This is a genomic window from Streptomyces sp. NBC_00536 (genome assembly GCF_036346295.1).
Taxonomy (GTDB): Bacteria; Actinomycetota; Actinomycetes; order Streptomycetales; family Streptomycetaceae; genus Streptomyces.
Genome location: NZ_CP107819.1, coordinates 8,191,287 through 8,205,027 on the forward strand (window position 1 = coordinate 8,191,287; position 13,741 = coordinate 8,205,027).

At 70.5% G+C, this 13,741-nt stretch carries 13 protein-coding genes and 1 pseudogene; 4 read left to right on the top strand and 10 right to left on the bottom strand.

Annotated elements, in window-relative coordinates; all coding sequences use genetic code 11:
* Positions 1–14 precede the first annotated feature (14 nt).
* From OHS33_RS35255 to OHS33_RS35280, 6 genes and pseudogenes are all read right to left on the bottom strand, one after another.
* The gene (locus tag OHS33_RS35255) at positions 15–752 is read right to left on the bottom strand and encodes an SAM-dependent methyltransferase (protein ID WP_330335324.1); all 738 of its coding nucleotides are present in this window, start codon (positions 750–752) and stop codon (positions 15–17) included.
* An 18-nt stretch (positions 753–770) separates the two neighbouring features.
* Positions 771–1,982, bottom strand: a pseudogene (locus OHS33_RS35260) (glycosyltransferase); the annotation flags it as partial.
* A gap of 271 nt (positions 1,983–2,253) precedes the next feature.
* Entirely contained in the window at positions 2,254–3,471 is a 1,218-nt protein-coding gene (locus OHS33_RS35265; protein WP_330334498.1) for a serine hydrolase domain-containing protein, read from the bottom strand.
* A 62-nt stretch (positions 3,472–3,533) separates the two neighbouring features.
* Positions 3,534–4,199: a DUF4097 family beta strand repeat-containing protein gene (locus tag OHS33_RS35270; protein WP_330334499.1), complete on the bottom strand. Its 666-nt coding sequence runs from the start codon at positions 4,197–4,199 to the stop codon at positions 3,534–3,536.
* A gap of 39 nt (positions 4,200–4,238) precedes the next feature.
* Positions 4,239–5,237 (bottom strand): GNAT family N-acetyltransferase, encoded by a 999-nt coding sequence (locus OHS33_RS35275; RefSeq protein ID WP_330334500.1) that lies wholly within the window; start codon positions 5,235–5,237, stop codon positions 4,239–4,241.
* Between the two features lie 81 nt (positions 5,238–5,318).
* The gene (locus OHS33_RS35280; protein ID WP_330334501.1) at positions 5,319–5,960 is read right to left on the bottom strand and encodes a hemerythrin domain-containing protein; all 642 of its coding nucleotides are present in this window, start codon (positions 5,958–5,960) and stop codon (positions 5,319–5,321) included.
* Positions 5,961–6,093: 133 nt separating this feature from the next.
* Here OHS33_RS35280 and OHS33_RS35285 point away from each other — a divergent pair, with 133 nt between their 5' ends.
* Positions 6,094–6,993 (top strand): LysR family transcriptional regulator, encoded by a 900-nt coding sequence (locus OHS33_RS35285; protein WP_330334502.1) that lies wholly within the window; start codon positions 6,094–6,096, stop codon positions 6,991–6,993.
* Between the two features lie 199 nt (positions 6,994–7,192).
* On the opposite strand, the gene OHS33_RS35290 is transcribed toward OHS33_RS35285, so the two are convergent.
* Positions 7,193–8,008, bottom strand: coding sequence for an IS5 family transposase (locus tag OHS33_RS35290; protein WP_443065389.1), 816 nt, complete (start codon positions 8,006–8,008; stop codon positions 7,193–7,195).
* Between the two features lie 80 nt (positions 8,009–8,088).
* Here OHS33_RS35290 and OHS33_RS35295 point away from each other — a divergent pair, with 80 nt between their 5' ends.
* Positions 8,089–8,985, top strand: a complete 897-nt coding sequence (locus tag OHS33_RS35295; RefSeq protein WP_330334503.1) for a hypothetical protein — start codon at positions 8,089–8,091, stop codon at positions 8,983–8,985.
* A 118-nt stretch (positions 8,986–9,103) separates the two neighbouring features.
* Here OHS33_RS35295 and OHS33_RS35300 read toward each other — a convergent pair whose 3' ends face one another.
* Genes OHS33_RS35300 through OHS33_RS35310 form a run of 3 tightly spaced genes read right to left on the bottom strand, consistent with a single transcriptional unit; the run spans position 9,104 to position 11,286 of the window.
* Positions 9,104–10,096, bottom strand: coding sequence for an ABC transporter permease subunit (locus OHS33_RS35300; RefSeq protein ID WP_330334504.1), 993 nt, complete (start codon positions 10,094–10,096; stop codon positions 9,104–9,106).
* Positions 10,093–11,067 (bottom strand): ABC transporter ATP-binding protein, encoded by a 975-nt coding sequence (locus OHS33_RS35305; protein WP_330334505.1) that lies wholly within the window; start codon positions 11,065–11,067, stop codon positions 10,093–10,095. The genes OHS33_RS35300 and OHS33_RS35305 overlap by 4 nt, the downstream gene beginning before the upstream one ends.
* A gap of 12 nt (positions 11,068–11,079) precedes the next feature.
* Positions 11,080–11,286, bottom strand: coding sequence for a hypothetical protein (locus OHS33_RS35310; RefSeq protein ID WP_330334506.1), 207 nt, complete (start codon positions 11,284–11,286; stop codon positions 11,080–11,082).
* Between the two features lie 118 nt (positions 11,287–11,404).
* On the opposite strand from OHS33_RS35310, the gene OHS33_RS35315 reads away from it, so the two are divergent.
* Together OHS33_RS35315 and OHS33_RS35320 are read left to right on the top strand one after the other, a co-directional pair.
* Entirely contained in the window at positions 11,405–12,640 is a 1,236-nt protein-coding gene (locus tag OHS33_RS35315; RefSeq protein ID WP_330334507.1) for a sensor histidine kinase, read from the top strand.
* Entirely contained in the window at positions 12,637–13,305 is a 669-nt protein-coding gene (locus OHS33_RS35320; RefSeq protein ID WP_330334508.1) for a response regulator transcription factor, read from the top strand. Before OHS33_RS35315 ends, OHS33_RS35320 begins: the two co-directional genes overlap by 4 nt.
* The last annotated feature ends 436 nt before the right edge of the window (positions 13,306–13,741 follow it).

Consider the following 13,741-nt stretch of genomic DNA (forward strand, 5'->3'; position numbering starts at 1 on the left):
GGCGGCCTACGCGATCACTCCGAGGTCCGACGCAGCACCATGCAGACGAAGCCGAAGCTGTCCCGGTACCCGTGCAGCCAATCCGAACGCGCGGCGTTGGCCGTCTCCAGCACCTGAGCGGCGGCCGGATCGGCAGGGTGGTCCAGAGCCCATGCGGCCAGCGAGCCCCAGCAGGCCCACTCGTAGGCGTCCAGCTCAGCCCGGGTGCTGACGTGGCCGTGGACCGGGGTCCAGCCGTCGGCGACGACGCGGTCCACCGTGGTCGCCAGGTCGTCGAGGTCACCGAACATCTCGACGGCCGCCGGTGACGGGTCGCGGTCCCAGAACGACTCGCCGATCAGGACGCGGCCGCCGGGAGCCAGGTGCTCGCGGGCTGCCGCGAGCGTGGGCAGGAGACCGCCGAAGGCATGAGTGGCGCCGACGCTGATCACCAGGTCGAACGGCTGAGGAGAGACGAAGTCCGCGGCCTCCTGCTGGTGGAGTACCAGTCGCTCTCCGACTCCGAGTCTGCTCGCTGCCTGGCGGGCCTTCCTCAGGGCGACTTCGGAGACGTCGACGCCTTCGGCGTGGAGGTGCGGGCGCGTGGCCAGGGCGCGCAGCAGCCATTCCGCCGTGCCGCATCCGAGGTCGAGGACTCGCTCGTCGCCTTGCGGGAGGCCGCGTTCGAGCAGCCGGCTGACCGAGTCGTCGTCGAGCGGGGACTTGATCGGGTGGTCGGCATGGGCGATCTTGGAAATCTGTTCGCGGCTCATCGGCGCGGCGTGCTCCGTGTCCAGGAGCAGCTTCGCGGCCACCGTCGTCCCGTCGGTGCGGATCGTACCGGCGACGGCCTTCGCCCGTGCTGCCGTTTCGGGGGCCAGGGCCGTCCCGAGGGCGGCCGACAGGGACTCGAAGGTCGGGGTCGGGCCATCGTGGGCCACTCCGATGCCGAGTTCGGCCACGCGGGCGGCCCAATAGGGCTGGTCCGCCATCTGGGGTACCACGACCTGGGGTGCACCGGCTCGGGCGGCGGTGGTCGTGGTGCCCGAGCCGCCGTGGTGCACGATGGCGGCTACCCGGCGGAAGAGGGCCTGATGGTTGACCTCGTCGACGGCGAAGCAGTCGTCCTTGTCGTCGGCCGGTTCCAGGTCGGCCCAGCCGCGGGAGAGCAGGACACGGCGGCCCTGCGCGCGGATGGCCTCGATGGCAGCCCGAGTGACGTTCTGCGCGTCGCGCACGGGAATGCTGCCGAAGCCCACGTACACCGGTGGTGTTCCGGCGTTCAGGAACGCGTCCAGATCAGCTGGGAGCGGGCGTTCGTCCGGTCGGATCCACGCGCCTGTCTGCACCACGTCGAGGTCCGCAGGCTCCAGCCACGGACTCAGGACCGGGTCGGCTGCCAGCAACGGCCGATCGGTGAGGACGTGGTCGCGGACGCTGTCCACCGGGGGCAGGCCGATCGATGCCCGGTGCGCGTTGATCGCCTCGCCGAACAACGCGTTCAGGTTCTCCTCGTTCAGCTCCCACAGCACCCGGTTGTCGGTCACCTCCGGCGGGACGGGCCGGCCCGGCCACGCCAGCGGCGGGTGGTGCGGCGACGGCAGGAACGCCGGATAGTAGGCCACCGGCATGTAGGGGATGCCCAGCTGCTCCGCCACCGACCGCGCGGCGGCCAAGGCCGGGAGCAGACCGGTCGCCACCACCACGTCACAGCCCTCTGCGGCAGCGGCGACCGCATCGTACGTGGAGGTGAGCAACGCGGCCGTGCGCTCGGCCAGGCCCTCCGCCGCCGTCGGCGCCGTCCCGGTCACCACCGCCTTCACAACCGGCCGCAACGGCCGGCCGATCGGTGCCAGCGGGAAGTCCAGGCTCTCCAGCAGCTCCGCGAAGTCCGGCGGCGCGCACACATGCACCTCCGCGCCGAGCGCCCGCAAACTCACTGCGAGTCCCACCATCGGCTCGACGTCTCCACGCGACCCGTACGCCATCAACAACACACGCATTGAGCGACTCTCATTTCCATGGATGCCGGCCTCGGCCGGTCAGTGTGCGGCAAGGCCGGGGCCTTGCCGGAAGCCCTTGGGGGACCTCAGGTGCGGAGCTGCGGCGGTCACCGAGCCCAGGGCAGCTCACGGCTGCCCTGGGTACCGGGTACGGAGGCGACTCCGTCGGAACGCATCGCGACGTGGGCCCCGGCCCGCATCCGGGCGCGACATGGGTGCAGCCCGGCCACTCCCCCATCCGCATGTGCTGGGGGAACGGACTTGCTGGCGATCAGTCCTCGATCGCCTGGTACAGAGTGGTCCAGAAGTCGTGCGCCAGGTGGACCGAGTCGGGGACCGAGGTGCCGACCTGGGTGAGGAGGATGCCGACGACGTTGTTGACGGGGTCGGCGTAGGTGGAGGTGCCGGCGCCGCCGTCCCAGCCGAACTGGCCGACGGGAGCGTAGTCGCCGCGGTAGGTCCGCACCGCCATCCCGAAGCCCCAACCGCCTTGCTGGCCCTGGCCGAAGGAGATGTGGACGTTGTTGGTGGCCAGCTCGGTGCGGGCGGCGTTCTGCGCGGGGGTGAGGCGGTTGGTGGTCATCAGCTCCACCGCCTGCCTGGACAGAACGCGCTCGCCGCCGTGCTTGCCGCCGTTCAGCAGCATCTTGAAGTAGGCGTGGTAGTCGTCCGCGGTGGAGACCAGACCACCGCCACCGCCATGGAACGCCGGAGGGATGTTCCAACGGCCGCCCTTGGACTCGTCCCATACGTGGAACTCGCCGGACTCCGGGTCGGGCGCGTAGAGGACCGGCAGCCGGTCGATCTTGTCGTCCGGGACGTGGAAGCCGGTGTCCTCCATCCCCAGCGGGCCGAAGACGTGTTCGCGCAGCGCCTCCTCGAAGGTCTTGCCGGTCACCCGGGAGACCAGAACGCCGGCCAGGTCGCTGGCGAGCTGGTACTGCCAGTGGTCTCCGGGCTGGTGCATCAGCGGCAGCGCGCCCAGGCGGCGCAGCCACTCGTCCTGCTCGGGCATCGGCGTGGGCAGGTTGGGCGTCAGCCCCTGTGCGAAGACCTCGTTCATGATCGGCGTACCGATCGAGGTCATGTCCATACCGAGGCCGAAGGTGGAGGTCAGCACGTCCCGGACGGTGACTGGACGGCGCGCCGGGACCGTCTCGTCGATCGGGCCGTCGAACGCCTTCAGCACCTGACGGTCGGCCAGCTCCGGCAGCCACCGGTCCACCGGGTCGTCCAGCCGCAGTCGGCACTCGTCGAGCAGTACCATCGCCGCCGCTATCGAGACCGGCTTGGAGGTGGACGCCATCCGGAAGATGGTGTCCCGGCGCATCGGCGCACCGCCGTCATGCTCCATCGCGCCCAGCGTCTCGACGTGCGTCTCGTCGTCCTTGCTGTACAGGGCGACGACGCCCGGGATCTTGCCGGAATCGACGTGGCGGGCCAGTACGTCGCGGATCTTGCGCTGCCCTGCAGCGGTGAACTGGGACATGGTGGGGTGCTCCCTGGTCGGGTGGACGTGTCGGGCGAGGAGGAGGTGACGGATGAGGGGGGTCAGAGGCTGCGGGCGGAGATGTCGCCGTTGCCGCTGGTGGCTCTGATCTCCAGCACGGGGGAGCCGTTGTTCTTCAGGGCGTTGCTGACGCGGCCGTGCCGGGGGTCGGCGTCCAGCGTGGCGGAGGCGCCGGGGGTGGCGGCGATCGAGATGTCGCCGTGCCGGGTGCGGAGCACCACCGTGCCGCGCACCGCCTCGCCGATGGTGATGTCGCCCCGCGCGGTCGAGATCTCCGCGGGGCCGCCCAGCCGGCCGACGTGGACATCGCCGTCGACGGAGGTGAGGCGCAAGCCTTCCACGTCGGCGATCTCGATGCGGCGGTGGGCGCCATGGACGGCGACGTCGCCGAGCCGGCCCTCGGTGCGCACCTCCGCGGCGGCGGAGGTGGTTTCGACGCGGGAGCCGGTGGGGAGTTGAAGCGTCACCTCGACGGATCCCGGGCTGCTCAGCACCTGGTTCCTCGCCTCCGGCGCGATGACGCGCAGCACGCCGTCGGCGAATTCGACCGTGGTCTGCTCCGCGGCCTTCACATCGCGGCCCTTGCCGGCGTCCGCGGGACGTACCTCGACGGTGGTCTCGGCGCGGTCGGCAGCGAGGAGTCTTATGCGTCCGGCAGGTATCTCCACAACGGCCGCGATCGTGCCGGGGGTCTCGAACTTCTGCATCGGGCGTTCTCCTTGATGGGTGGTCAGGTAGTGGAGTGGTCAGGTGGTGGGCAGGTCGAGTTGGTATTCGTGGGTGCTGCGGTGGAAGCGGAAGCCCAGCTGCCGGTTCACGGCGAGCATGTGGGTGTTGTCCTGGGCATTGTCGGTCTCGATCTCCACGATTCCGGGGTGCTCGGCGCGGAGCCTGCGCACCATCTCTGCCTTGACCCACAGCCCGAGCCCGTGGCCGCGGTGGCTGGGCACGACGACGGTGTCGTACTGCAGTGCCCGGCAGGTCTCCCCGGCCCGAATGACGATCTCGGTGTATCCGGCCATCTCCCCCTTGCCGAGCGCGGCGGTCGTCAGCAGTACGTCACCGCGGTCGCCGACCACCTTGCCCATGGCGCGCACGCGTTCGGCGTCCCACGCCACGCTGCCGTAGTCCAGGTCGCCGGTGGGCATGTCGTTCATCGCGTTCTTGGCCGTGGCGAACGCGTCGGCGAGTTCGTCGGGAACCGTTCCGGTCCAGCCGGTCAGACGGTAACCGGGGTGGTCGGCATCGGCGATCCGCAGCAATTCGGCCACGTCCAGCTCGTCGAAGCGCAGCATGAGGTGATCCAGGGTGAGCGCCCGGCGGAAGCCGTGGCGCTCGCTGAACGCCTCGCCCGGGCTGTCGGCCGCGGCTGTCGCGACGAGGCTGCGCCGGCCCTCGGCGCGGCAGGCCGCCACGACCGCCGACAGGAGGAGGGAGCCGGTTCCCAGGCGCCGGTGTGCGGGATCGACGTGGAGTTCCAGTTCGGCCAGGTGCTGCTGGCCCGTTGAGGTGAACAGCCGCAGGCCGGCAACTCCGACGGGGGCGCCGTCCGCCGCGGTGGCGAGCCAGGTCAGCCCGCGGCTGCCGAGGGCAGGCTGGGTGAGCTGGGCGTGGATGTGTCCGGGGTCGGGGGCCGGTACTCCCGGCAGGTCGTGGGCCGTCGAGGCGGCGACGACCTGGTGCCACGCGGCAGCCTCGGTATCCGAGACGCGTTGGAGCGGAGTGACGTGTGCAGATGGGGACACTGTGATGGCTTTCGTGGTGGAGGTCGAGGGGCGAATTCGGCCGGGCGATGGACCGAGACGGCGGCGGGTGGTGAAGGTGTGTCAGGCCGTGGTGCCTGGACTCCAGCGGTCGAAAGCGGTGTAGGCCGGGATCCATCGGGCGGTGCATGCGGCGTACGCGGGCGCGGGCAGCTGGGCGAGGAGCCTCGTCATGGTCGGCTTGTCGGCGCCGTCCAGGAGCCACGGCAGCAGAAGTGGTGCGTCCTTGCCGATGTGCTGGGCGTGGACCTGGCTGAAATGGGCCCACTGCTCGGCGGTCAGCGTCCGCCGCATCAGCGGGAAGGCCGTGTCCTCCTCGTGCTTGAGGTGTCCGGCCAGGCCGCGGGTCAGCGCGTCGGTGAGCTGGCCCAGCCGCAGCGGGTCGGCTCCGGGCTCGGTCAGCAGCTCGTCGATGGCCTGGATCACCGGAGCAATGGCGGCGTGCTCGGCCTCCATCACCTCCAGCAGCGCCAGGTCCTTCGGGCTGCCGGCCAGATTCTGCCGCAGTGACGGCCACAGCGCGCCGTCCTCGGCAGCGTGGTGCGCGCGGAGGGCCTGCTTGAACAGTGTCCATCCGGCAGCGGTGGCCAGTACGCGCACGGGGTCACGGTCCGCGGCGGTGGTGACCCGGTCGAGCTGGGCCAGTTCCCGGCGCAGGGCGCCATGCATCGCGTACATCACGGTCAGGTCGATGGCGTCGCTCATCGGGCCGGACGAACGCGGCGTTCTTCACGGTTCTTCATGCGTGCATGCATGCCTCAAACGATCTTGCGATCCGCGCATATGATCAAGCCATACTTCCACGCGGTTCGATAACCGCTGGGTTATCGACACGGGGGTGCCGGTGGAGCTGCGGGACATCGAGATCTTCCTCGTACTGGCGGAGGAGCTGCATTTCGGCCGGGCCGCACAGCGGCTGCACGTCTCCCAGGCACGCGTCAGCCAGGCCATCAAGAAGCAGGAGCGGCGCATCGGGGCCGAGCTGTTCGCCCGCACCAGCCGCACGGTTCGCCTGACGGAGGTCGGCCGGCAGTTCCGCGACGACCTGCAACCGGTCTACGCGGGCCTGTACGAATCCCTGGAGCGAGCCCAGCTGGCGGCCCGCGGCATCACCGCACAGCTCCGCGTCAGCCTGATGCCCTTCAACGTCGCCGATCTGCACCCCTACTGGAAGGCGTTCCGCGCGCGCCACCCGCAATGGGGCCTCCAGATCCGCCAGGCAACCTTCACCGATCCGTTCGGCCAGCTCCGCAGCGGCGCCATGGACGTCATGATCGTCTGGCTGCCGGTGGAGGAGCCGGACTTCACCGTCGGGCCGACCTTGTGCACCGACCCGCGAGTCCTTGCCGTGGCCGCCGACCACCGGCTCGCGGCACGGGACTCCGTACCGGTGGAGCTGCTCGCCGAGTTCCCACACGCCACTGCCCTCGGCCTGCCGGACTACTGGGAGGACAGTTACCTGCCCTTCTCCACCCCACGCGGCCGTTCGATCGAGCGCATCACCGGCGCGGCCTCGGACAACGCCGATCAGCTGATCAGCCACGTCGGCATGGGCGACATCATCCACACCTTCCCTGGCCATGTCACCAGATACTGGGGCATGTCGAACATCCGATTCCTCCCCCTCCCTGAGATGGCCACCCTGACCTTCGCTCTGGTCTGGCGGACCGAAGCCGAAAACGACCTCATCCGCGCCCTGGCCGACACCGTGCGCGACCTGGGTGTATTCCGCTTCTGACGCAGGCTGCCGACTCCACCACGTCGTAGGCGCCGCAGCCTCGCGGATCGTTCACCAGGCTCGCGATCTCTTTACCGAGGGCGAGCCGGACTGCGGTGCCCACATCCGGGAAGTACAGCTCATCGACGCCGTCGCGCGGCTGTGTCAGGGCGATGTGGACGACCTGGCCCTGCACTCCCCTGCACGCGTTGACGCACCTTCATCGGGGTGAGGTCAAGCGTCGCCAGCAGATCAGCGGGCATCCCAGGGTGAGGAACGCTTCGTGGATGTCGTCGCGGACTTCCCAGCGGATCCGCAGGCGGCGGAACCAGTGCAGGTGGGCGAACGCGCGCTCGACAACCCAGCGTTGAGTGCCCAATCCGGAGCCGTGTTCGGCGCCCCGCCGGGCGACCAGCGGCCTCACGCCGAGCTTCCGCACCAGGCGGCGGTACTTGTCGTGGTCATACCCGCGGTCGGCAAGAACGACGTCCGGTCGGCGCCGTGGTCGGCCGCGCTTTCCCCGCACGGGTGGCACGGCTTCGAGGAGCGGGATGAGCTGGGTGACGTCGTTGCGATTGCTGCCAGTCAGCGTGACGGCGAGCGGGATACCGATGGCGTCGGTGATCAGGTGGTGCTTGCTGCCCGTCCTGCCCCGGTCAACAGGACTTCGCCCCGTCTTGGAGCCCCCCTTTAACGCCCGGATGTGCGAGCCGTCGACCGCAGCACGGGAGAGGTCCAGCACGTTCGCGCTGCGCAGTTTGGCCAGAAGAACCTCGTGAAGCCGGGGCCACACACCAGCCTCGGTCCACTCGGCCAGGCGGCGCCGGCACGTCATGCCCGAGCCGAGACCGAGCTCCTGCGGCAGGTGTTCCCAGGCGATTCCGGTATGGAGCACGAACAGGATTCCTTGGAACACCAATCGGTCCGGATGGCGCCTACGCCCGGGATGATGCGTCCGCCGTTCCACCCTCGGCAGCAGCGGTTCGATCACCGCCCACAGCTCGTCATCAACATGCCAAGGCTTCAGTCGAGCCACCGCACACCCCGGATCACCAGTCCCTGAATGATCCAACCACGTCGAAGATTATTTCGTTGGGGGTTCTTGGCCTGCGGTACATGAATCTGGATGCCGAACTGAGCGCCCTGGCGGTCCAGGAGGATCTTCCCGCCGACTTGGTGCGGCGTCTGCTCCGGCATCCGCAGGCCCGCCGCTCGGTGGCTCTCTTGCGGCGGGACCTGACGGAGGAGTTGACGGATGAGCTCATCAGGCTCGGCTCCGCACGCAGTCTCGCCGCCAACTCCTCCGTACCTGCCCAGGTCAGGGCCCGCCTGGCGCAACATCCGGAGCCTTCGGTCCGGGCCGCGGTCGCGGCGAGTGTCGAGGACGAACCGTCTGGGCTTCTCGACCGTCTGGCGGATGATCCGGATCCCTCTGTCCGTTCGTTCCTTGCGATGAACGAGCATGTGCCGATGGAGCTCCTGGCCAGGCTGGCCGGAGATCCGGAGCCGAGTGTCCGGTCCTCGGTCATCCAGTACTGGCGCCATGCGCCGGAGGCGGTGCGCCGGGCTCTGCTGACGGATGCCGACCCGAAAATCCGCCGGGACGCCGTTTCCAAGTACTCACCGCCGGCGGACCTGTTGCCGGTCCTCCTCGCCGATACCGTGACCCGTTCCCGTGCTGTCCGGTACGTCGATCCGTCCCCGGAACTGGCCGCTGACCCCGATTCCGGCGTGCGCGAAGCGGTGGCCGCCCATCCGAAGCTGCCCGCGGAGCTGCGAGACCTGCCGGCGGGGGACCCGGACGTCTTCGTGCGCAACGCGATCGCGGCCCGCCAGGACACACCCGCTGCCCTGCGGGAGAACCTCGTGACCACGCTGACGTCTGACGACCCGATCACCGAGTGGGTCCTGTCGTTCCGTCGGCCCCCCCACACGTGTCCTCCGCGTGCACCGGCTCCACCCAACCTCACACGAGAACAGGCAGAAGACCTCCTGGCCCGTGCCGGTCTGTAGATCCTGGGTCTCGGGGCAGGCGGGCGGCGTCGCTCATCGCGTCCCGTGCCTTCCTCGGTGCGGACCTTACGTGCCTGGACACCCACGTGGGACGTGGCCGCCCCGCTGGTGATGGCCGTCAGACCGGATGGTTGCGGATCCGTCGGAGGGCGAGAGCGGTCAGGAGGGCCGCCAGGGCGATGAAGAGCCCGGTCTCCAGGTACTGGAAGGTCCAGTAGCGGTCGGCCGGCTGTTCGGTGATCGTGACGTGGAGATTGCCCTTGGCCAGGCAGGTGGGCAGTTCGGAGAGCGAGCTGTGGTCCATGCAGTCCTGGAACCAGGGGGTGTGGCCGACCTCCTTGCCCGCGGAGTCGAGGATCGGGCTGGTGTCGATGACCCAGGGGCCGCCGGGGACGCGGAGACCGCCGATGTCGCCGTAGGTGCCGATCTTCGTCAGATGGCCGATCAGGTCGGCGGTGAGTGGGACCGAGGTGCGGGTCGGTGCCTGGTAGTGCGGGCGGAGCAGGATAGGTACCGCGATCTGGAGCGCTGTGAAGATGACCAGGGTGGCCGCCATGGCGGGCACGGCGCGGCGCAGGATCAGGCCCAGGACCGCGCCGAGGACGAAGGCGAAGGCGGTGTAGCCGAGTGGGGCGATGTCGTGGGAGGCGAAGTTCGCCGGTTCGAAGCGGTTGTTGACGATGGTGGTGACCGGGCCGGTCGCCCAGGTCAGCAGCAGGCTGTACACGCCGGAGATGGTCATGCTCAGCAGTCCGACCAGTGCGAGTTTCGCCGCGAGCCACCGGGTGCGGGTGACGCTCTGGTTCCACACCAGCCGGTGGGTGCCCGTCTCCAGCTCGCGGGCGATCAGGGGTGCGCCCCAGAAGACGCCGATGACGGCGGGGACCGTGAGCAGTAGGTAGCCGAGCAGGTCGGCCTGGAGGCTGTAGCGGTCGGCGAGGGCGCCGAGCGGGCCGGAGCATGCGGTGGCTGTGGCGCAGTGGGTGAGGGTGTCGTCGTACTCGCTGTGGATCCGTCTGCCGAGTACGACGAGGTAGCCGGCCAGGAGTACGAGGGCCGCGAGGCCCACCAGTGCCTGGGCGCGGAACTGGCGCCAGGTCATCCAGATCATCGGTGGTCCTCCGCTGCCGTCGGGGTGGGTGCCTCCGGCCGGCGGCCGGGGTAGGGGGACAGGGAGGGGCGGGTCTCGCCGCGGTCGGCCCGGTTCAGGTAGGCGAGGGCCAGTTCTTCGAGGCCGACCTCCGTCGTGGTCCAGGGGCCGTCGGCCAGCAGCGCCCGGTCGGCGGCGCGGACGAGGGCGGTGGCGGCGCTGCCCTCCCGTTCGCTCGGGTCGGTGCGCGTGACGACGTACGCCGTGGCGGGCAGGGCCAGGAGGTCCGACGGGTGCGCGGTGACGCGGACGTGGTCGGCCAGCAACCGGGTCACATCACCGGCCAGTTGGACCCGGGAGCCCGCCAGGATGATCAGGTGGTCGCACACCCGCTCGATGTCGGGCAGGGCGTGGGAGGAGAGGATGGCGGAGGCGCCCAGGTCGGTGACGGACTCCAGCAGGTGGTCCAGGAAGGCGTGCCGGGCCAGCGGGTCCAGGGCGGCGGCGGGTTCGTCGAAGATCAGCAGTTCGGGCCGTTTGGCCGCGGCGATGGTCAGGGCGAGTTGGGCGCGCTGGCCGCCGGAGAGCCGGCCCGCCTTCCGCCGTGGGTCGAGGTCGATGCGGTCGAGCCTGCGGCGGGCGAGGACCGGGTCCCAGCCGGGGTTGAGTCGGGCACCCATCTTCAGGTGGTCGGCGACGGAGAGGTCGGCGTAGAGCGGGGTGTCCTGGGCGACGAATCCGACCTTGGCCAGGTGGGCGGGGCCTGCGGCGGGTGTCTCGCCGAGGACTCGGATGGTGCCCGAGCTGGGCGTGATCAGGCCGCAGGCCAGTTGCAGAAGCGTGGACTTGCCCGCGCCGTTCGGGCCGACCAGTCCGATCACCCGGCCGGGCGGGACGGCCAGGTCGATGTCGGTGAGCGCGGGGTGGCGGCCGTACCGCTTGCCCAGTTTTCGGGCTTCGAGTACCGGTGTCATGTGTGTCGTGTGTGTCATGTGTCCGCCCCCTCAGCCGCGGGGGCGGCGCTTGGCGCGCCACGTCTTGACGAGCCGGTAGGTGCCGTAGCCCAGCGCGATCAGGACCGCGAGGTTGAGTGCCCACCAGGCGTACAGGAGCGGGCTCCGCTCGGTCTTTTCGGCGTGGGTCGTTGCCACTGCCACCGCTGCCGCGGCGAGCAGGCGGGGTGTGGAAGTAGCGGAAGTTGGATCGATCATGGGCTCAGCCTGCGGACCACCCGCTGCCCGCCGCAGCGGCCGAAGGTACGGTCCCCGGCTCATCGAGTCGTACTTTCGGCCGGTTCGGGGCCCGGCCGAATCGCTTAGCGTGAGCCGGGTGAGTACAACGAGGGTGGGGCGGGCGAGTACACCGAGCGTCGGCCGGGCGAGTAGTTCATCGACGCGGTACGTCCGGGGGCCGGAGGTACTGGTCAACGCGGCGCTCGGGACGCTGTTCGCCGCGGTGCTGGTCGTCATGGCCGCTCAGTACGCGGCGCAGGGCCGGGTCTGGGGCTTCGACGCGGCGGTCGGCACCGTTGTCTGCCTGATCGCGCTCGGCCGCCGGCGCCACCCGGGCCGGGCGGCAGCCCTGGGACTGGCCGTGGCGGGCACCGCGGCGGTGATCGCCCGGCTTGCCCACTTGCCCGGTGAGCCCGGAGCCGCCGCCGTGCTGGGACTGCTCGTTCTCGGCGGCTGCGCCGTACGCGCGCTCGCCTGGCGGCGGGCGGCCGTCGTCGCGGCGGCCGGGCTGGCCCTGATGGCGGTCGGCCTGCTGACCGTCGAAGCGCCGAGCACCCCGTTCCGGGTCGGAATCGAGGTCTGGATCCTCGCGCTGGGCGCGGGAGTCGGGCTGCGCTTCCTGGACCACCGCCGCCGGGCCGTCGCCGAGGCGGTCCGGCAGGAGGAACGGCTCGCCCTGGCCCGGGAGCTGCACGACGTGGTGGCCCATCACGTCACGGGCATCGTGGTCCAGACCCAGGCCGCCCGGATCGTGGCCAGGCGGCGGCCCGAGAGCCTGGACACCACGCTCGCGGGCATCGAGGAGGCCGGCGGCGAAGCCCTCACCGCGATGCGACGCGTGGTCGGCATCCTGCGCGACGTCGACGACGCCGCCCCCACGGCTCCTCCGACGCCCCACCCGGACCAACTGCGCGAACTGATCAGGCGATTCGAGGGGCAGGGCCCCGGCCCCACGGTGAGCCTGCGCCTGCCCGCGGACCCGACACCCTGGCCGCCCGAGGTCGCCACCACCATCCACCGGATCGTGCAGGAAGCCCTGACCAACATCGCCCGTCACGCCCCGCACGCCAGTACCGTCGAGATCGGCATCGAGATCGACAGCGGCATGGACACCGATATCGACCATGGCCCGGACACCGGCACCATCACCGTCACCATCACCAACGACGGCCCACCCGGCCACGCTCCACGAAAGCACCACGGCGGTTACGGCCTGATCGGCATGCGCGAGCGGGTGGAGGCGCTCGGCGGCAGTCTGTCCGCCGGACCCGGCCGGGACAACGGGTGGTCGGTCCACGCCACCCTGCCCCTTCCGGAAAGGGGGACTCGTTGAGCATCCGCGTCCTGCTCGCCGACGACCAGGCGATGATCCGCGGCGGCCTGCGGCTCATCCTGGAGGACCAGGAGGACATCACCGTGGTCGGCGAGGCCGCCGACGGCGCACAGGCGGTCGAACTCGCCCGCCGACTGCGCCCCGACGTGTGCCTGGTCGACATCCGCATGCCGGGACTGGACGGCATCGATGTCACCCGCGCGCTGGCCGGCCCCGGAGTCTCCGCCCCGCTCCGGGTGGTCATCGTCACCACCTTCGACCTGGACGAGTACGTCCACGGAGCACTGCGCGCCGGGGCGGTCGGGTTCATCCTCAAGGGCGCCGCACCCTCGCTGCTCATCGAGGCCGTACGGGCGGCACACGCTGGGGACGCCCTGATCTCCCCGTCCGTCACCCTGCGCCTGCTGCGCAACCTCGCCCCGGCCCGTACGGCACCCGCCGCCCGCCCGGCCCATCCGCTCTCCGCACGCGAGACGGAGGTGATCCGCGCCATCGCGCGGGGCCGCACCAACCAGGAGATCGCCGCCGCCCTCTTCATCACCCTCAGCACCGTCAAGAGCCACCTGGCGACCATCCAGAACAAACTCGGCGTCCGCAACCGCGTCGAGATCGCCGCCTGGGCCTGGGAGAGCCGCCTCATGGACTCCGCCGAACCGCGCCGCTGAGCACCTGCTGGATCCCGCTTCCGGTCTCTTCACCCCCACCCCCGGGCGTGCCGGGCTTCAGGATCCCCCGGCCTGCTCCCGGAGCTTCGGGATAGGAGAACGCGGTGGCCGAAAGCCGGGTGGAACAGGCAGCGTCTGGCCGGATTATCCGGGTATGCCGGAATATGTAGAAGTGGTTCGAAACGGCCCAGTGCCTGGATAAAGTTGCAGGTCGGCAAGACTGCTCCCCGCGCCCGCGGGGGATGAACCCAACGGGATCATCGACAACATCAGCCCGTGGACCTGCTCCCCGCGCCCGCGGGGGTGCCCCCTGGGCCCGCCTGCTGCTTCTCGTCGAGGCTCCGGCCGTCGAGGGCGGGACTCGAGGGCGGCAGGGATCGTCAGCATCGGTCCGGTCCGGCAGGCCCGGCCGACAGCGGGCGCGGGTCACGCGTTC